Annotated in this window: 24 protein-coding genes and 2 pseudogenes; 25 read left to right on the top strand and 1 reads right to left on the bottom strand. The window is 25.0% G+C overall.

Annotation, left to right across the window (positions count from 1 at the left end; all coding sequences use genetic code 11):
- From V9D86_RS01630 to V9D86_RS01605, 6 genes are all read left to right on the top strand, one after another.
- On the top strand, positions 1-318 hold a 318-nt coding region (locus tag V9D86_RS01630), incomplete at its 5' end, for a hypothetical protein (RefSeq protein WP_334331056.1).
- Positions 319-782: 464 nt separating this feature from the next.
- Positions 783-1,094: a hypothetical protein gene (locus V9D86_RS01625; RefSeq protein ID WP_334331055.1), complete on the top strand. Its 312-nt coding sequence runs from the start codon at positions 783-785 to the stop codon at positions 1,092-1,094.
- 36 nt (positions 1,095-1,130) lie between these two features.
- The gene (locus V9D86_RS01620) at positions 1,131-1,742 is read left to right on the top strand and encodes a lambda-exonuclease family protein (protein WP_334331054.1); all 612 of its coding nucleotides are present in this window, start codon (positions 1,131-1,133) and stop codon (positions 1,740-1,742) included.
- 2 nt (positions 1,743-1,744) lie between these two features.
- The gene (locus V9D86_RS01615) at positions 1,745-2,668 is read left to right on the top strand and encodes an ATP-binding protein (protein ID WP_334331053.1); all 924 of its coding nucleotides are present in this window, start codon (positions 1,745-1,747) and stop codon (positions 2,666-2,668) included.
- The gene (gene dnaB, locus V9D86_RS01610; protein ID WP_334331052.1) at positions 2,661-4,010 is read left to right on the top strand and encodes a replicative DNA helicase; all 1,350 of its coding nucleotides are present in this window, start codon (positions 2,661-2,663) and stop codon (positions 4,008-4,010) included. The genes V9D86_RS01615 and dnaB overlap by 8 nt, the downstream gene beginning before the upstream one ends.
- Positions 4,011-4,080: 70 nt before the next feature.
- On the top strand, positions 4,081-4,611 hold the full coding sequence (locus tag V9D86_RS01605; protein ID WP_334331051.1) for a hypothetical protein: 531 nt from the start codon (positions 4,081-4,083) through the stop codon (positions 4,609-4,611).
- Here V9D86_RS01605 and V9D86_RS01600 read toward each other — a convergent pair.
- Positions 4,604-4,735 (bottom strand): hypothetical protein, encoded by a 132-nt coding sequence (locus V9D86_RS01600; protein WP_334331050.1) that lies wholly within the window; start codon positions 4,733-4,735, stop codon positions 4,604-4,606. The genes V9D86_RS01605 and V9D86_RS01600 overlap by 8 nt on opposite strands.
- 263 nt (positions 4,736-4,998) lie before the next feature.
- Between V9D86_RS01600 and V9D86_RS01595 the strand changes: the two genes are divergently transcribed.
- The 19 genes and pseudogenes from V9D86_RS01595 to V9D86_RS01505 all read left to right on the top strand — a co-directional run bounded on the left by V9D86_RS01595 (position 4,999) and on the right by V9D86_RS01505 (position 17,396).
- Complete coding sequence (locus V9D86_RS01595; RefSeq protein ID WP_334331049.1) at positions 4,999-5,400, top strand: HU family DNA-binding protein; 402 nt, start codon at positions 4,999-5,001, stop codon at positions 5,398-5,400.
- A gap of 39 nt (positions 5,401-5,439) precedes the next feature.
- Positions 5,440-5,700, top strand: coding sequence for a hypothetical protein (locus V9D86_RS01590; protein ID WP_334331048.1), 261 nt, complete (start codon positions 5,440-5,442; stop codon positions 5,698-5,700).
- A 1-nt stretch (position 5,701) separates the two neighbouring features.
- Positions 5,702-5,935, top strand: a complete 234-nt coding sequence (locus V9D86_RS01585; protein WP_334331047.1) for a hypothetical protein — start codon at positions 5,702-5,704, stop codon at positions 5,933-5,935.
- Between the two features lie 656 nt (positions 5,936-6,591).
- Positions 6,592-6,933, top strand: coding sequence for a hypothetical protein (locus V9D86_RS01580; protein WP_334331046.1), 342 nt, complete (start codon positions 6,592-6,594; stop codon positions 6,931-6,933).
- 12 nt (positions 6,934-6,945) lie between these two features.
- Positions 6,946-7,068 (top strand): annotated as a pseudogene (locus tag V9D86_RS01575) (DUF2963 domain-containing protein); the annotation flags it as partial.
- Positions 7,069-7,446: pseudogene (locus V9D86_RS01570) on the top strand (DUF2963 domain-containing protein); the annotation flags it as partial.
- 21 nt (positions 7,447-7,467) lie between these two features.
- A complete protein-coding gene (locus tag V9D86_RS01565) occupies positions 7,468-7,929 on the top strand; it encodes a DUF2963 domain-containing protein (RefSeq protein WP_334331045.1) in 462 nt (153 codons plus the stop codon).
- 66 nt (positions 7,930-7,995) lie between these two features.
- Positions 7,996-8,334, top strand: a complete 339-nt coding sequence (locus V9D86_RS01560; protein WP_334331044.1) for a DUF2963 domain-containing protein — start codon at positions 7,996-7,998, stop codon at positions 8,332-8,334.
- Positions 8,331-8,489 carry a hypothetical protein gene (locus V9D86_RS01555; RefSeq protein ID WP_334331043.1) on the top strand — a complete coding sequence of 53 codons (159 nt, stop codon included), beginning with the start codon at positions 8,331-8,333 and terminating at the stop codon, positions 8,487-8,489. The genes V9D86_RS01560 and V9D86_RS01555 overlap by 4 nt, the downstream gene beginning before the upstream one ends.
- 108 nt (positions 8,490-8,597) lie before the next feature.
- Positions 8,598-8,915, top strand: a complete 318-nt coding sequence (locus tag V9D86_RS01550) for a hypothetical protein (RefSeq protein ID WP_334331042.1) — start codon at positions 8,598-8,600, stop codon at positions 8,913-8,915.
- A gap of 101 nt (positions 8,916-9,016) precedes the next feature.
- A complete protein-coding gene (locus tag V9D86_RS01545; RefSeq protein WP_334331041.1) occupies positions 9,017-9,283 on the top strand; it encodes a hypothetical protein in 267 nt (88 codons plus the stop codon).
- A gap of 3 nt (positions 9,284-9,286) precedes the next feature.
- A complete protein-coding gene (locus tag V9D86_RS01540) occupies positions 9,287-10,426 on the top strand; it encodes a hypothetical protein (protein ID WP_334331040.1) in 1,140 nt (379 codons plus the stop codon).
- Between the two features lie 46 nt (positions 10,427-10,472).
- Positions 10,473-11,702, top strand: coding sequence for an ATP-binding protein (locus V9D86_RS01535; RefSeq protein ID WP_334331039.1), 1,230 nt, complete (start codon positions 10,473-10,475; stop codon positions 11,700-11,702).
- Positions 11,703-11,724: 22 nt separating this feature from the next.
- Positions 11,725-12,363, top strand: coding sequence for a hypothetical protein (locus V9D86_RS01530; RefSeq protein ID WP_334331038.1), 639 nt, complete (start codon positions 11,725-11,727; stop codon positions 12,361-12,363).
- A 3-nt stretch (positions 12,364-12,366) separates the two neighbouring features.
- Positions 12,367-13,473 carry an AAA family ATPase gene (locus V9D86_RS01525; RefSeq protein ID WP_334331037.1) on the top strand — a complete coding sequence of 369 codons (1,107 nt, stop codon included), beginning with the start codon at positions 12,367-12,369 and terminating at the stop codon, positions 13,471-13,473.
- Between the two features lie 22 nt (positions 13,474-13,495).
- A complete protein-coding gene (locus V9D86_RS01520) occupies positions 13,496-14,728 on the top strand; it encodes a hypothetical protein (RefSeq protein WP_334331036.1) in 1,233 nt (410 codons plus the stop codon).
- Positions 14,718-15,404: a hypothetical protein gene (locus V9D86_RS01515; RefSeq protein ID WP_334331035.1), complete on the top strand. Its 687-nt coding sequence runs from the start codon at positions 14,718-14,720 to the stop codon at positions 15,402-15,404. The genes V9D86_RS01520 and V9D86_RS01515 overlap by 11 nt, the downstream gene beginning before the upstream one ends.
- A 173-nt stretch (positions 15,405-15,577) precedes the next feature.
- A complete protein-coding gene (locus V9D86_RS01510) occupies positions 15,578-16,297 on the top strand; it encodes a hypothetical protein (RefSeq protein ID WP_334331034.1) in 720 nt (239 codons plus the stop codon).
- A 211-nt stretch (positions 16,298-16,508) separates the two neighbouring features.
- The gene (locus tag V9D86_RS01505) at positions 16,509-17,396 is read left to right on the top strand and encodes a hypothetical protein (protein WP_334331033.1); all 888 of its coding nucleotides are present in this window, start codon (positions 16,509-16,511) and stop codon (positions 17,394-17,396) included.
- The last annotated feature ends 717 nt before the right edge of the window (positions 17,397-18,113 follow it).

Genomic DNA, 18,113 nt, shown 5'->3' with positions numbered 1-18,113 from the left:
GATATTATTAATAATAATAGTTATATACAAAATTCAAAAATTAATGCTTGTCAGGAATCTATTAATCAATACACATTATTTTATAAATATATTACAGGATATATTGAAGATGCATGGTACTTTACTAAATACCAAAATGAAAATATAAAATATTTTCGAGAATTTAATTTGTCTAATAAAAATTTATTATCGTTGGGTGTTTCGATAGATTATTCAAATATTAAATTCAATACCTATTGTGATACCACCCCTCCTCCAATGAAACCTAGTATTGTTTTCCAAATGGAAAAATTATATATTGTGAACCAGAAAAATTAGACCAGTAGAAAACACAAAATAAAATTAAATTAAACTAAATTGTTTATTAAAAAAATAAACAGTTTAGTTTTTTTTTATCTAAATGACAAACATATATTGATTTTTATGACATAGAATCAATCCAGAAATTAGTTGGCAATCCCACACCTCATAGTGGTTTAGTTTACTCTTAATTTATCGATTGATTGTATGTTAATAAAAATTGACCTTAAAAAGGAGGTAACTATATACTAAAATAAGCAAAAAAAAATTTAATATTTTTAAAACTAATCGTAATTAATTGATTGTTGTCTAATCAGTTAAGGTGTCCAAATATGATTATCTATGAATAGATTTAGCTAAATTCGCCAAAGTATTAACATATATATTTATTAAATTTAATTTAAACTTCATATTTGATATTAAAAATTATAATATCATTTTATAAAAAATTTTTTTTATAAACCCAAATAAAGGAGAAACCAATGCATCCAAATAAATATATTTATAAATTAAAAGAAATTTTAACCGTTTTAAAAACTATTCCGCAATTTAAAGTAGTGTGTTCTAATAAAGTTAAAACCAATTATAATACGGAATTAAAATATTTATTTTTAAATTATTTAGATTTAACCAAACTTGCAGAAATATTAATGAATGAATCAAAACCACCGTTTAAAATCGAAATTAAAACGGATTTAGACAAAGCCTATGTTTTTAATGAGAAAAACAAAAAATTAATTGTTCAAACGTTGGAATATTCAAATTCAGTTCCAGGTTGGTATGGCATTTGTTAGTTAAAAAAAGAAATTAAATAAAAAAAGGTATTAAAAATGAAAAATATTTTTAAATTAAAAACAATCAAACATCATTTAAAACAAAATAGTTGGGAATGGTTTCGACATCGGAAAAATTATGTTAACGCTTCGGAAATTGGAACAATTATGAATTTAAACCCATACGAAACGACTGCTGATTTAATTAAAAAGAAAATTTTTGGAAGTGATTTTGTCGTTACTGAGGCTATCAAACACGGTAAAATAATGGAACCCAAAGCCAATTTATATTTTTGTGTTCATCATAAGCGTAATTATCAACCTTCAAATTTCACGCGTGGCATTTTATCCGCCTCGCTGGATGGTTACCATGAGGAATCCAATAGTTTATTAGAAATTAAATGTCCCCTTAATCCAAAAGGAACAAGTTGGAAAGATTTTTTTGCAACGCAAACAATTCCTCCTTATTACTGGGCTCAAGTTCAAGCACAAATATTTTGTAGTCAAGTCACTCAAGCTTATTTTTATGTTTTTATTAATCAGCAAGAAAATTATACAACACATATTACTTTAGACCCGAAATTTTGTAAAAAGATGTATCAAGAGGCTTGTAATTTTCAAACTGAATTATTAAAATTCCAAAATCAATATCAACAAAAAGAGGTATAAAAATGGCAGTTAATTTAACAAACCCTAAGGATATTATTAATAAAAAATTAAAAAAAATCATGACTGAAAATCAAAATCAACAAAATTTTAAAAAAATTATGTTAAAAACTATTTTAAAAAATTCACAAACGAAAGCCTTTTATGAGCAAGGATTAATCCAGACGGAAGCAGATTATAATCAAATTTATACTTTCTTAACACAATTAAAACATCAAAGTTTCCCTGACAAAAGTTATTATGATTTAGTTTATGATAATCATTACGGTTTTCAAATTAAAAAAGTTATTCCCACAGTCACTAAACAATTACGATTTCGCGAATTGATTAAAAAAAATCATCAAATTTTTGAAACGAATTTATTTTTTAACGATGTTGATTTAACCACTTTTAATGATGGTGGTTGTGCAATAAAAAAACAAGCCCAACAATTTCTACAAACCAGTCTGAACGCTTATAGACAAAAAACAATCCATGATAATCCCAATGTTTTTATTAGCGGGGGTTTTAAAACTTCTAAAAGTTTTTTATTTAAAGCCTTGGCAAACACATTAATTAAAAATCAAATTAATTTTTTATACTTGTTTATGCCTGATTTAGTAAGGCAATTTTCGAATAATTATGCTGATTACCAAGTTTTAAAAGAAAAATTTACCATTTTAAAAAATGTCCCATATTTAATTTTAGATGATTTTGGTTTTGCTGAAATTAATCAGAAATTTCGAAATTACTATTTTTATCCTTTATTAAAAACGCGGTTAGAAATGCAATACCCAACTGGCGTAAGTACAAATTATGATGTCTTGAATATTGATAAAGTTTTAGAAATTACCACTGATACTCGTTCATCCTTAATTGCGAATAAAATTGCTTTTATTTTTCGTCAATATCAAATTTTCGATTTTGGTTTAAATTTTTATCATGAATAAACAAAAAATCAAACAAATACCTTTTTATTTTGAAATCGAACAAGCAATTTTAGGGATTATTTTTTTAAAACCTGAATGCATCACGATGGTGAATAATTACTTAAAAGTAAATGATTTCTTTGATAGTCAACATCAAAATATTTTTCAAGTAATGCAAGAATTAAGTGCTAATAAGCAAAAGATTGATTATTATACCGTCGAGACTTTATTAAAAACTAAAAACCAATGGTTTGTGAATGCTAACGATTATTTAATAAATTTGGGAGATTTAATTATTGATATTAACAATTTAGAAACTTATTTAACTTTAGTGAAATCCGCTGCAGTTAAACGGCAAACAATTAAAGTTCTACAAGATTTATTAACCAAAAGTTTTCAGAATGATGTAGAAACTGCCGATTTGTTAAATTTAATCAATAGGGAATTAATCAAATTAAATGATTTTCAAACCACAGAAGGTTTTTTACCTCAAACAGCTATTTCCGCTGAATTTATGGCCGATTTGATAACGCGCCAAAATAATCAAACTAACATGTTAGGATTTTGTAGTGGATTTAATTCGTTAGATAATATTACTTTAGGATTTAAACCTGGAGAATTAATTATTTTAGCGGCACGCCCAGGAATGGGTAAAAGTGCTTTTATGAATAAAATAATGACGAATATGGCACAAATTCATCAAACTCATAAACCACATATTGCCTTAATTAATTTAGAAATGTCCAACAAACAAACTGTGCTCCGCATGATAAGTAATTTAACCAAAATTAATCATCATAAAATTCAATTAGCTCAAATATTAAATCCACAAGAAAATGCGATGATTAAAAGAACTTTAAATAATCAATTAAATAATTTTAATTTTTTATATGATGACAATTCTAATTCCGATATTCAACAAATTCAGACCACTTGTTATCAATTAAAAAATCAAAATAAATTAGATGTTTTAATTATTGATTATTTACAGTTAATTCATAAAAAAAATCCGTTTAATCGCGAAAACGAAATTGCAACCATTACACGCATGTTAAAAGCTTTGGCCTTAGATTTAAAAATTCCCGTGTTGGCTCTATCGCAACTTTCCCGTGAAGTCGAAAAAAGAGAAAATAAACGACCAATTTTAGCCGATTTAAGAGATTCAGGTGCAATTGAACAAGACGCAGATGTGGTCATATTTTTATACCGTGAGGATTATTATGATAAAAAAACCCCGAAAAAAACTTTTTTGGGAGAAATGGAATTAATTATTGCTAAAAACCGCCACGGAATGACGGGAATTAAAAAAATTGATTTTGATTTTACTACTTTTTCTTTTAGTGAAAAAATAGATGAATGTTAAAATTATTGGTCAATTTAAGATTAATAAAAAATAATTATAACAAAATTAATCAAAAGGAGAACATTAAAAAATGGCCAAAATATCTTTAACATATCAAGAAAAATTATTATTTACTTTGCAACAAATTCAAAATGAATTTAAAAAATATCAAGAATTGTTATTAAAAAATCCACAAGGTGTTTACAACGATTTTTACCATGATTTAACATTAGAATGTTGGGCGGATTTTCATAATTTTTTACAAGAAATTATCGCAATTATGGAAATTAAGACGACAGGCTGGTTGGAATTCGTAATTGATTTAAAACCTGATATTTGCTTAACAATGATCAAAGCCGTTTTAAAGTCATTCACCGCCCAATATCCGCAATTGAAATTGAATTGTCATGCTTTTCAAAATGATTTCTTAATTCCCATCACCGTCAACAGTAAACAAACTTACCCATATTATTTTACGGTTGATTTTCCTCAAAAATTTAAATACCAAATTCTGCCAATTTTATGCGAATTATATAAAGCTCTTGGTAATAAAGGGTTATTAGTAAATCCGTTAACAATGAATTATGAAATTTTAAAAAGTTTAATTAATTCCATTATATGATTAAAAGAAGTAAACCAATTATTAAAATTAAAATTCCCCGCGAGCGAATCCCTAAACAACGCCATTTTTTACCACCAGCGACATTTAGTTCGAAAGTTAAAATAAGTATTCCCGTAATGAACATAAAAAAGAAACTCGCAAAATTTATAAAGCTTTTGAAGAATTTAATTTTTAAAAAAATTATAGGAGTTTAAAAAAAATTTACAATGATTAAAAAATTATGCAATGTCAAAACTATCCTATGGTGGAATAACAAAAATTATGATATACCAACGAATTAAAAGTTAAAGGGTGTTAATTTTCGAGCAACTGCCTTAAAAGTAATCACAATTATCAATTAAGAATTAAAAACATTCTAGGTCAAAAAAAGAAAGTGAGTAAAAAAACATGAATAAAAAAAACTTGAATAAAAAAAATATCAAGAAAAAAAAATTTAAAAAATCCATTGTGAATAAGGAAATTGTCCGTGCCAATAAATCCTTATTAATTGCTGAAATTGCCAAACAAGCAAAAAGTACGTATGCCGAAATACAAGAATTTTATAACTGTTTAGAAGTGACTTTACATGATTTATTAAAAAAATATCATGAAATTCATTTAGGAATTAATATTGGCAGTTTATATTTAGCTGAAAGAGCAGCACAACCTGCTCGTAAAGGAATTAATTTACAAGCCTGGAAAGCAGGTAAAAAAGTTGTGACGATTATTAAAGCTCAACCTCGTCGAACAGTGGTTCGTTTTAAACCAGCAAACTTTTTAAAAGCAGAAATTAAAAATATTACTGATTAACGGTTTTTAACCAGTTACATTGAAAGGAGGAATTGACACATGGCATTAAAAACACAATTAAAACATTTAAAATCGGTCCCATCCAAACTTAAAAATTCTCTAAAGGCCATGAAATTAACTAAAGTGACTAATAAACATAAAAAGTTAGTGATGAAAAAAAATATTAAAATTACCTCAGTCGTTATTTTACCCGAAATTAAAAAATTAATGCGAGAAATAAATAATAAAACCATTACTTTTGTTGAAATGAAAAAAATAATGTTGGAAGTACATACTAAATTACAGAAATTAGATAATTAAAATGTGGGGGGTGACATTTATTTTTTCTGTTTTTAATTATATTTGGTTATATTTGAAAGTTTTTACGCATGAAAATATTTTAGAAAGACGGTGTAATATTATCCAAATAGTTATTTTCACTACGGTTATTCTATTTGCTTTACGTCCTATTTTTATTTTTTTAACTAGTACTTTAATGGAAATCAGAGATATGTTGTTAAGTTTATTTTTTAAAAAAAACATTATCAAAATTTAGCATTTCACAAAACTCAAATTGAAACCCAAAACAACTTATTAAAAAATAAAATTAATTATAATAATACAAAAATAAAAACACTTCAGACTAAAATTGACCGTTTAGAAACTAAATTAAAATCCCCTAGTCGCACGGCCACAGAACTAAATGCCGAATATTAAAGAAAGGAGATTAACAACAACATGTCAGAAGGCGTCGGCGTGACAATTGGTTTTTTATTGGGAAATTTTTTTAATATTTAGGTTTTAATTTTAATGAAAAAAAAATTATTTTCAATCGATAAAATGAAAACTCAATAATTAAAAAAATCCCATCTGGAATTTCAAAACCAAATGAAAATCATTGAAAAACTGCAAAAAAAATTGATGGATAAAGAACAGACCTAAAATCAAACTTTGAATGATTTAAATCTAACTATTAAAAAAATTATTGTTGAAAAACCAACTAATTCAAAAAGGATCCAGTCCACAGAGTCTAGTGATATGTAGCCTCATAATCAACTTCCAGCCAATAATAATAATATAAATAACATTAATAATAGTTTAATTAATGCTTCCTAAGATATATTTTAAGAAAAATTAATGATAGGACAATAATAGAAAATAAATAAGTTTGATATCCCTTATTAGGAGATAAAAAAACAGAAAGGATTAATCATGACGAAACCAAAAAAAACATTAATAGAAATTTCAAACAAGTTATTAAATGAAAGAATATTGGTTGTTTGCTCAATATGTTTAGGAATTATTCTCGTTTATTTAATAATTATTTTTTTATATCCCGATTACAATTATTTTAAAAATATTCCAAATAATAATAAAAAAATACTGACAAAGGTTACCAAAGTTGATCAAGATAAGGTAATTAATTCGGTTAATTTTAATAATCAGACCAAAATTAACAAAATTAATTATATCGAAGAATTTAATAATGATACCGAGATAAGAATTAAACAAATTATATTTAATAATAGTAAAATCATTAATTTCATCAGTTAATATGATAAAAACACTGGTAAATTAATTAAAAAAATTATTTATACCCCTGATGGTAAAAGCATTTTAGAAATTGAAGAATTTGATAAAGAAACAGGTAAAAAAATTGTCACCAATAAAATCGATTTACAAGCCTAAATTAATCGTTTAAAGGAAAGTTTAACGCAAATCGAACAAGAAAAGATTACGCAAATAACTAATTTAGAACAAGAAAAAACAACCCAAATAACTAAATTAAAAGCAGAAAAAACTAATTTACAAACCCAAATTAATCGTTTAAAGGAAAGTTTAATCGAAAAAGAAAAAATAATAACTAAATTAGAAGCGGAAAAAACTAATTTATACGCTAACTTTCAAACCAAACAAATTACTTATGCGCTTGATGGTAAAACAATTAATTTTATTACCGAATATGACTCAGATACTAAAAAATTAATTAAATTAACAATTTATCATCCTAACAGTGAACTTGTAGCAATTATATATGATTACAATATTAACACTGGTAAAGTCTTTAAAGAAACACACTATACAGCAATGAATGATTCGTTGATTGGTATTGTGGATTTCGATCCCATTACTGGTAAAAGATTAAAAATAACTGAATATAGAGAAGACGGTATTACTATTGATGATATCAGTGAATATGACAAAGATAATGAAAAATTATTTAAAATAACTCAATATCTAAACGACGGCATCACAATTTCTCATATTAAAGAATTCGATCAAGATACTGGAAATGTTTTTAAACAAATTAATTATCAAGCAGATGGAATCAAAATTGATTATATCAACGAATACGATAAATACGATGACATGACTCATTTTCGTGATTATTTCATTAAACAAACTAGTTATCAAGCAGACGGTATTACTATTACCGAAATCAAGGAATATGATCTAGATACTAAAAAAATAATTAAAAAAACAAACTATCAAGCTGATGGTACTACTAAAATCAATGAATACGACCCTCAAACTGGTGCCTTAATATAATAAGCGTAAACCATTAGACATCTTTTTACCCCCATTAAACCAAATTAATGATTAACAGGAGCAAAAATGTTACCAAAAATTCAAAGAAGCTTTTATAAATTTAAAAATAAAAAAAATCGAATTGTTTATGAATATAATTTAATTAAAATTTTAGAATTTAACAAAGATACGAAAAATTTGGTTAAAAAAACTGTTTATTATAATAATACTCCAGCCATTAATTATATCGAAGAATACGATCCAAATACCAAAATTTTAATTAAAAAAACTGTTTATCATTATGATGGAAAAAACATTGATTATATCAAGGAATTCGATAAAAATACTGGTGAAAGCATTAAATTAACTGAATATCAAACTAATAATAATAAAATTATTAGTTTTACTAAAAGAAGTAAGAAGTGAAAATAAAACGTTCTCAAATTAATTCTATCCATCAACATGAAAAACATGTTGAGGTTAAAAATTTTTACCAAAATCATCAAATCTTAAAAAAATATTTACGCACTGTCAACAATTTAATTACTAAAAATCAAAATAAATTAACAGTTAAAATTTAATAACTATTAAAAATTTTTTAGAAGAGAGTATTAAATTATTACCTCCAAAATAACATTAATAAAAATCATTTAATAATAAAAATAAATTAGTTAAAAGGAAAATAAAATATGAATAATATAGAAAAAAAATTAAATTTAATTATCGGTTTAAGTATTTTAATAATAGTAATTGGAGTTTTGATTTTTTTTGGATATGGTTATAGTTGTAGCCACGACATTCAAACAACAAATTCAGACATTAAACCAAACATAAATAAAAAAAGAACTCTGTTAGTCAACGAAACCGATGAAGATGACGAGAAAGATGAAGACAATGCAGATGATGCAGACGACGATGCAGATGATGAACCAACAGGCCAACAACAAGTCGAAAAAACAAAACCAACCATCAACAATCAAACTAATAACTCCACCAAAACGAACTAAAATTAAGATTAAAATTTAAGTTAGAAAAAAACCCCAATTAAATTAATATCCATAATTGGGGGTGTTATTTTTTTAAAAATTTTAAAAAAAGGAGACATACTATGGCTTTAAAAAGAAATAATCCTAAAAATAAAAAAAATTTAAATACTAATATGGAAAATATTCATCATTATGATCATGTTACTAATTCGAAGAATATAATAGTTAAAATTTTAATTATTTTAAATTTATTATTATTAATATTTTTAACTTCTTGTTTTTTACATAAAATTAATCGTTTACCAAACATTCCCTATTATTCCGAATTGATTGCCTCAATAGAAAATCAATCATCATCAAGTAAAAATCAAGTTAAATCAAAAAAATAAATCATGAAAAAAAATTTTAATTTCCCAAAACTAATTATAAAAAAACTATTTTATTGGGGTTTAATATTTTTTTTATTAATTAATGTTTCCGTGCTGGCTTATTATTATTATCATTATCAAACTTGTAAAACAAAATGGTTTACCATTAAATCACCCCAATATAAACCCACTTTTACCTTACGGCACGCGGATGCGGTCGAGGATGGTTATAATCCTAGTATTCATAATATTATCACTTTAATCGAGAATAACAGATTAAAAAATTGTTGGATTCACGAAGAAGTTTCAGAGCTAACTGACTCGGCTAACACCATAATTCGCACGGATAATATCGTTACCACTCCTCAAGGAAATTTGTTATTCGCAAAAGATAGGCGATATTCCACATATGAATTTATCCAAAAAATTAAAGGTTATATGCCAGAATCAGGCACCATTGAGATAGATACCAATTTATTTGCGTGGCATGCCGAACGTCAAAGATTTATCAATGATAAAATATTTAAATTTTTACCTCAAGATTTGCGGTTTTTATTGGGTCCTAATAATTCCATTTGGGATAGTGTTAAGGAGTATCCTCGGATATATTTTAAATCGAAAACTAGTTGGTTCAGTGGGGATAAATCATATATTTTATTTGTGAATGATTTTGGTTTTAATTATCATTATATTCAATTCGAACATGATATTTATGATTCGAATGCCGTTAATTATACCATTGACGAAAACACAAAAACCCCATTTTGGGAACATTTACTAACAGATAAAGTGGTTAAAAATTTTGATATCGTCAAATTTTATACCGAAAAAGAACAAACTTTTTCAGTGGAAACATTAATTAGTATTCAAGATTTATTTAATCAATACGGAGTTCAAGTCCCCCTACCTGAATCCAGTAAAGCCAGAATATTGACGTGGGAACATAAAAAAACGGGTAAAATTATCCATCAAGAAACCACCGTTTATGGTCAACCAACAACTGCTGTAATCAAAGATTTTTTTATTAATGATGAACAGACTTACGCGTGTTTTTATAACGATATTAAACACACTAAAAAAATATTAGAAATTTATTTTAATGTTTCTAATCCGTTAATTTCTCCCATCAATAAAGTTTTCATGGACCCTGAATTTGACGAATAGAAATCCATTGAAAGTCAAGACTTTTGAGAAAGGAAGCAATTAAATTATGCTAAAAGACCATGTTAAAAAAAATAATTGGTTAACGGGATTAATATTGTTGGGTGGCATTATTTTGTTAGGTTTTTGTATTTATATCACTTTCCAAGATGACGACGCCGTTGTCCACCAAAAAAAAATAACCCCTATACAAACTATTTCCTCCCAGGAATTTGAAAATCATAATCAATGTACAGTCGAACCAGAACCAGTGACTCCTGAAAAATTACATCCACCACATCAGAACCAGTCTCATTCACCACCTCAGTTTAAAAATAAAAAGGCCAAATTTAACGAAGCGATTTTAAAAGTAAAAGGTTTGAAGGAACAAGAAATTGATTTAACTTTTAATCCGATGAAATATATTGAGAATTTTGATTTTTTAAATTCGGAAGCTTTACAAACCGAAAAATCTTTTTTTGAATTAATCGGTTTAGAAACGGAAAAAAAAGTTTTAAATAATTTTATTCAATCGGTACGGACTCCGTCGGAATTAATCAATTATAATGTGGATCCTTTAAAAGGAGTAATATTTTATGGAGTACCAGGAAATGGCAAAACAACTTTAGCCCGCGCGTTCGCCAAAGAAACTGGGTTTCAATACATTGAAATTGATGGCACAATTTTTCAAAAATTTAATCAAAAAGAAGGGATTGAAATGGTCGAAGCATTATTTTTCTGGATTCAAAAATACGCCCCTGTGGTAGTTTGTATTGATGAATGTGAAATACCCTTTAAACATTTAAATAAAACTACCGACCAAAATATGAAAAATATTGTTACGAAATTTAAAAACAGTTGGACGGATTTAAAATATCAACCTGATAAACCAATTTTTTTTATTGGCACCACGAATCATTTAGAAGAGATTGACCCTGCCATGTTATCACGTTTTGATTATAAAATTGCCGTTAAAAATTTTAATTTAGCAGCCCGCAAAGAATTTTTACAAAAATATGCCACTACCCAATTAATTTATCGTGATGTCTTAAAAACCGAAGTTAAAATTCAACCTACTGCTTTAGAATATTTAAACATTATCGCGGAAGAATTAGAAGCTTACCCTAGTTTACAATCAATTCGGCAATTAAAAGCTTTATTTAGACAAGCAGCTATTTTGGCTATAACTAGATATTATGAAAACCCCACCCAAGAAGAAAATAAAATTATTATCAAGGATTTACAACAAACATTAGAAAGCAATTTGATCGAAGCTAAAACCCAAAATACTTATAATTAAATGAGAAAAGGAAAAATGACACATGAAAATATTGAAAAATAAACTAAAATACCCAACTTGGAGAAGCTGGTTATTACTAACCATCCCTTTATTATCAACTATAATAATTTATGGTTTTTTATTTCCGTATTATGAAAATAAGGTAAAAAAAGATTTCTACTTACAAATCCAACAAGGCGTTAATATTCCTGCATTAGAAAGCTGTCAGAAATTTTTAAAAATTGAAGAAATTGATAGTACAACGGCTCAACTGGAAACCCAATTAATAACAGGCCGCGAATTTATTACTCGTAAAACTTTTTTAGAAACTAAAGTGCCAGTTTTAAAAAATAATACAGTAACCACTAAATATAAAATTTATTTAGATCAACGCGTACAAGCAACAGAAACAGTGAAAGCATCGGTCCAAAACACTTTTAATTACTATTTAGAAAATCAAAAAACTAGTAAATATATTAATTTAAGTTATAATTGGAACAATGATGATCGAATTTTAATTATGGGCGGTAATCAACCCACTAGTCGGGAATTATTATTAACCATTAATTACCAGTTGGATTATGAAGCCTTAAAAAATGATGGCATCATTAATAATTATTTAAATCAAAATCAAAATACTATTCAATTAAGTGCCGAATTTGGAGTACAAACTGAGGAATAAAATATGCAAAATACCACTAATACCAAAATAGTTTTTTTAACAGTGATTAGTATTATCACTGTCATCACACTGATAAGTTTGTTTGATTGTTTTAATTTCTTAATCCGAGAACAAAAATTAAAAAATCAATTATCCCAAGAAAAATTAGTTTTATTAAAAAATAATCATCTAGAACAACAGGAATTTTACAAATGGAAAAAATCCTTGTATCACAGAATCGACGATAGCCAGAATGACAGCAAAAAGAATTCCCCAAAATTATTAAATTATAACATTTATGACCGTCATAATAATCAAAAATTACCGACGTTCGAAAAACTTTTTGGTATGGAAAACGAAAAAAAACAATTATTCGAAATTAAAGATTTTTTAAAAAATACCACGAAAGCTAAAAGTTTTGGAATTGAAGCGCCGAGTGGCGTACTATTACACGGGGTGCCAGGAGTGGGTAAAACCGTTTTAGTCCAAGCTTTAGCAAAAGAGACTGATTTACCGTTAATTATGGTAAATGGTTCCGATTTTGTCTCGAAATATAAAGGTGAAAGTACTGAGAAAGTAAGAGAATTATTTGAAGAAGCACGGAAATTAGCGCCAAGTATTATTTTTATTGATGAGTGTGAAATGGCTTTAAATGACCTTTCAAATGTCGATTCAGATGCCGAAATTAATAATACTGTAAATGCGTTTAAAGAGGAATTAACATCGCTACAAAATGATCCTACTAAACCAATCTTTTTTGTTGGAGCGACTAATTATATTGACCGCATTGATGAAGCCATTAAAAGCCGTATTAGTAATTTAATTGAAGTCGAAACATTAAAAACTGACGCACGTTTAAAGTTTTTAAACTTTTTAATACAAACCAAATTTACCAAAATTAATCCCGAAGGGAAAGAATATTTAGCGTTGTTAAATAAAATTTTAGAAGATAAACCAGCTTTACAATCTCAACGTCAAATGTTAAAAATTTTAGAAAAAGGTGCCTTTTTAGCTTTTAAAGAAAATGTGAATGCAACTGAAATTACCGCGGAACATTTAAAAGCTGGCTTATTAAATTTCATGTCAGAAACTGAATATCAAAAAATTATTGCTAAATATCAAAAACAATAAGATTTAATTAAGGAGGGGGAAAATGAATAAAGAAAATTTTTTAAATAAAGTAATTATAGTAATTCTTTTATTAATTGTTTTCTTCGGTATCTATTATTGTTATGATTATTTCGTGCATGTTAAACCGCGTGTAAAACGCATTCAAAAATTGGAACAAATGGGAAATGATTTAACCGTAATCCATGATGAAGGTACAGTTCAAAGAAACGAAATACAAAAATTAATTAATTCCAAAAAAGAAGAATTAAGACAAACGGAAGTTGCATTAGCTAATCAAAGAGAACAATTAAGAATGGAAAAAGCTGCTTTAGCAACTGATAAAGGATTATTAAATTCCAAAGAAAATGAATTTGACGCACTTAAGAAAGCTAAAGAAAAAATAGAAAAAGAAATAGAAGAAAAAAAACTAAAAGGTACTTTATCATCAGAAGATGTAGCATATTATAAAAAACAAATAAACGAATTACAAAATAAAATGGATATACTTACTGAAGAAATTAATGTAATAAGAAAAAGAATACGTCAACGTGAAAACGATATAATAATACAAAATTGTAAAATAAATGAACTTAATTTAGTTAAAAAAGAACAAGAACAAACAATAAAAGAACTAGAACAAAAAAATGAAACATTAGAAACAGTAATTCATGAAATTGAAAAAGAATTAATACAAGTAGCTGGTTTAACCGAAAAAAATCAAAAAGAACACGACAAATATTTAAATCAAGGAATAATAGAAAGATGTTTAAATATTTTTGGTCAATGGGGAGAGGCTTGGACAAAATTACCAACAAATATTGTAAATGAAAATGAAGAATTATTAAATAAACCATTTAAATTAATCGATTCTTTTACAATTACAACAACAAATAAAAATGGCACAATATTAAAACATGAAAATCAAATTTTAGGTCATATCGCTAGTCCTACAAGTGTTAAAGTATTACAAAATAAATTAAACAGAGAACTCGAAGCAAATAATTTATTAATAAAAAAAATTAAAAATTTAGAAAATGAAAATATAAAATCAGGATTTAGTGAATTTGGTTTAATAAATAAAAAGTCTGAATTAAGAATGCAAATAAAAGATATTGAATTAAGAGAAATTCCAAACGCCAATATTGAAATAGAATTTAATCAACAAAAAATTGGAAATGCTGATTTCCAAAAAAATAAAAAAAAAGCAAAAATAGATAAATTAAAAGGTGGTAAAAAAGGCAAAGGTGGAGGTTACGATGAAGATGATGAAGAATAACAAAGTTATTGTCATAATTATTACTGGTGTAATTGTGATAGGCATGTATTTTTTAGCATTTAAAAATAATTCACCTTCTTCTCCTCCTGTTTATATTCCTTCTTCTTCAGTTTCTCGCCCTTCTCCTATTACTACTGTTTCTTCCTCTCCTATTAATTCTTATCCTATTTCTATTAATAATGAAAACATAAATGATCTATGGCGACAAAAAGAAAATGAAAAAGAAACAATTGAAGAAATTAAAAAATATAAAATCCTTAAATTACAAAATCAAATAAGTTCAAAAAATATAAGTGAATTTGATTTAATAAATAAAAAGTCTGAATTAAGAATGCAAATAAAAGATATTGAATTAAGAGAAATTCCAAATGCTAATATTGATATAGAATTTAATCAACAAAAAATAAAAAATGCTGAAATTCAAAAACAAAAATTACTTCAAAAAAAATCACAAACATCAGAAAATATCGAACAAATAAAAAAATTTGATGCCCAAATTTCACAACTACAAACTGATATCAGTGATATAGAAACCAAAATATCTGAATTCCAAATCAAATCAAAAACATTACAAGACGAATTACAAAAAATTAATGAATACGAAGTTGAATGTAAAAAAATAGAAGCTGAATATCAACAAAAATTAAACGATTTAGAAGAAAAATATAAAAATTAACCCCATTAAAAACATAATTTTAATGGGTTTTTTGTGGAATGTGAGATTCTATTTTAAAAAAAATAACCTTAAATTAACTATTAAAAAAATGATTAAATTTTAAAAATTATCGCACATAAATAAATTATTAAAAATTATTAATATAAAAAACATATATTTAAAAAAGGACATTTATGAAAAAACTAATAAAATTCATTAAAAATAACAAAGTTATCTCTAAAATAATTACTTTTATTTGTGTAATTGTAGTAATAGGAATAGCAATGTATTTTTTATTATCAAAAAAGAATTTACCATCTTTTCCTATTCCTCATTCTTCTGTTTCTACTTCTCCTATTTCTTCTCCTGCTATTGATAACATCAAAAACGAAAATATAAAATTTGATGATAACGATTTGAAAAAACAAAATGAAGAAGAAAAAATTAACCAAATTTATGCTAATAAATTCCGTGAATTAGAACAAAAAATGATTAGTGATGGTTTTATTGTTGTCGATTCGAAAAAAAATGACTTCCAAAGAAAACAGATTTGGTATTATGAATTAATTTTGCAAACAGGTAATATGAGGTTTAAAATAGAAAATATTAACGACAGAGAAATGCCAATTATTAATCATGATTTTGAATTTAAACATCAACAAATAAAAAATGCTGAATTTCAAAAACAACAATTACTTCAACAACCACCAACATCAGAAAATATCAAACAAATCAACAGCCTTGATGTCCAAATTTCGCAATTAAAAACTGAAATCACATCATTAGAAACAACAATATCCCAAAAACAAATAACATTAAACCATTTAAAAACAGCATTAAAAAATTTAGAAGAACTTAACGTTGAATATAAGCAAAAAACCCAAGATTTCGCAGAAAAATATAAAAATATATAAAAATTAACCCATTGATCAAATAATTTCAATGGATTTTTGATTATGATAATGGTATTTTAAAAAAAGAATCTTAAATTAACTAATAAACCAATAATTAAATTTTAAAAATAATTAGCCGTAAATAATATTTTCAAATCATTAGTATCAAAATTATATATTTTGTATAATTTGTATAATGATTCTAAAATAATATATTTTAAAAAGGAAATTTATGAAAAAACCAATAAAATTTATTAAAAATAACAAATTTATTGTTATAATTTTTACTATTGCTTGTGCCATTGTAGTGATAGGATTAGGAATGTATTTTTTATTATCAAGCAATAATTTACCATCTTCTACATCTTCTCCATCTTCTCCATCTGTTAATAACATAAACACTGATAATAATATTGATAATAATATTGATAATAATATTGATAATAATATTGATAATAATATTGATAATAATATTGATGTTGATAATAATATTGATGTTGATAATAATGTTGATGTTGATAATGATGTTGATAATGATAATGATGTTGATAATGATAATGATGTTGATAATATCAAAACTAATAATACTATTAGTAATAATGATAATGATAATACAAACATAAATGACCTATGGAGAAAAAAAGAAAATGAAAAAGAAAAAATTGAACAAATTAAAGAAGATAAAATTAGTTCATTACAAAAATTAATGGGAGTTGATATTAACGGTAAATTAACAGATATAGATGTAATTACCAAAAGATTAAATATAAAAATTCAACTAGAAAATATTATAAATAAAGAAATATCAAACTCTATTTTTAATTTAAATTTTAAAAATCAACAAATAAAAAATGCCGAAATTCAAAAACAATTGTTACTTCAAAAAAAAACACAAAAATCAAAAAATCAAAAAACAATCCAAAACCTTAATGCCCAAATTTCGCAATTACAAACTGAAATCCCTCCACTAGAAAAAAAAATTTCTGAATTACAAGCCAAATCAACAACATTAGAAGCCGAATTAAAAAAAATTAATGAATACGAAGTTGAATGTCAAAAAATAAAAGTCGCATGTCAACAACAATTAAAAGATTTAGAAACCGAATATCACAATAAATAAATTTTAAAACCCATTAAATTTTAAAAAGACCTTCAATAAGGTCTTTTTTTAATCTCTAATTTTATTTTTAAACCTCTTAAAATTAAAAATTAATGTTAAGTATATGAAGTTATAAAGTGCAGTAATTAAATCATAAATCCGAAATAATTTAGTTCATATTCAGTTTTTCCCAAAACCTAATCATTAAAGATCAAGAAATTAAATTATGCATCTCAAAAATTTAAATTTAAAAACAATCTTAAAAATTAATTTATAATACAGTCCAGAAGTATAAAAATATCTTATATTTCGTTAGTAAATAAAAAATTAGTAATAAATATTATATCAAGAAAAAAATTGATGAATTAAATGAAAAATATTTAGTGTCATATTTTGAGTTAAATTTTAAATTTACAAAATATCAAAATTAAATATAAATTATAAAATACCTAAAAATATCTTTTATTTTTTTAAAAAAAAGTAAAAATATCAATATAAGAATATAAAATATCTTTTATTTTTTTAAATATCTTTTATTTATTGACAAAATAGTAATTCATTTGACAATATTTTTAAACAATATTATAATAAAATATATTTAAAAAATGTTTTATATTTTATATTTTATATTTTATATTTTATATTTTTTTTATAATAAATAAAAAAATATAAATATAGTTTTTTCTTTTTCTTTTTGGTTCTTTTTCTTTTTCTTTTTTAAATTTTAAATTTTTTTTA

This window comes from Candidatus Phytoplasma prunorum, from assembly GCF_036924415.2.
Lineage (GTDB): Bacteria > Bacillota_I > Bacilli_A > Acholeplasmatales > Acholeplasmataceae > Phytoplasma > Phytoplasma prunorum.
This window is presented reverse-complemented; position numbering and strand designations above follow the sequence as displayed.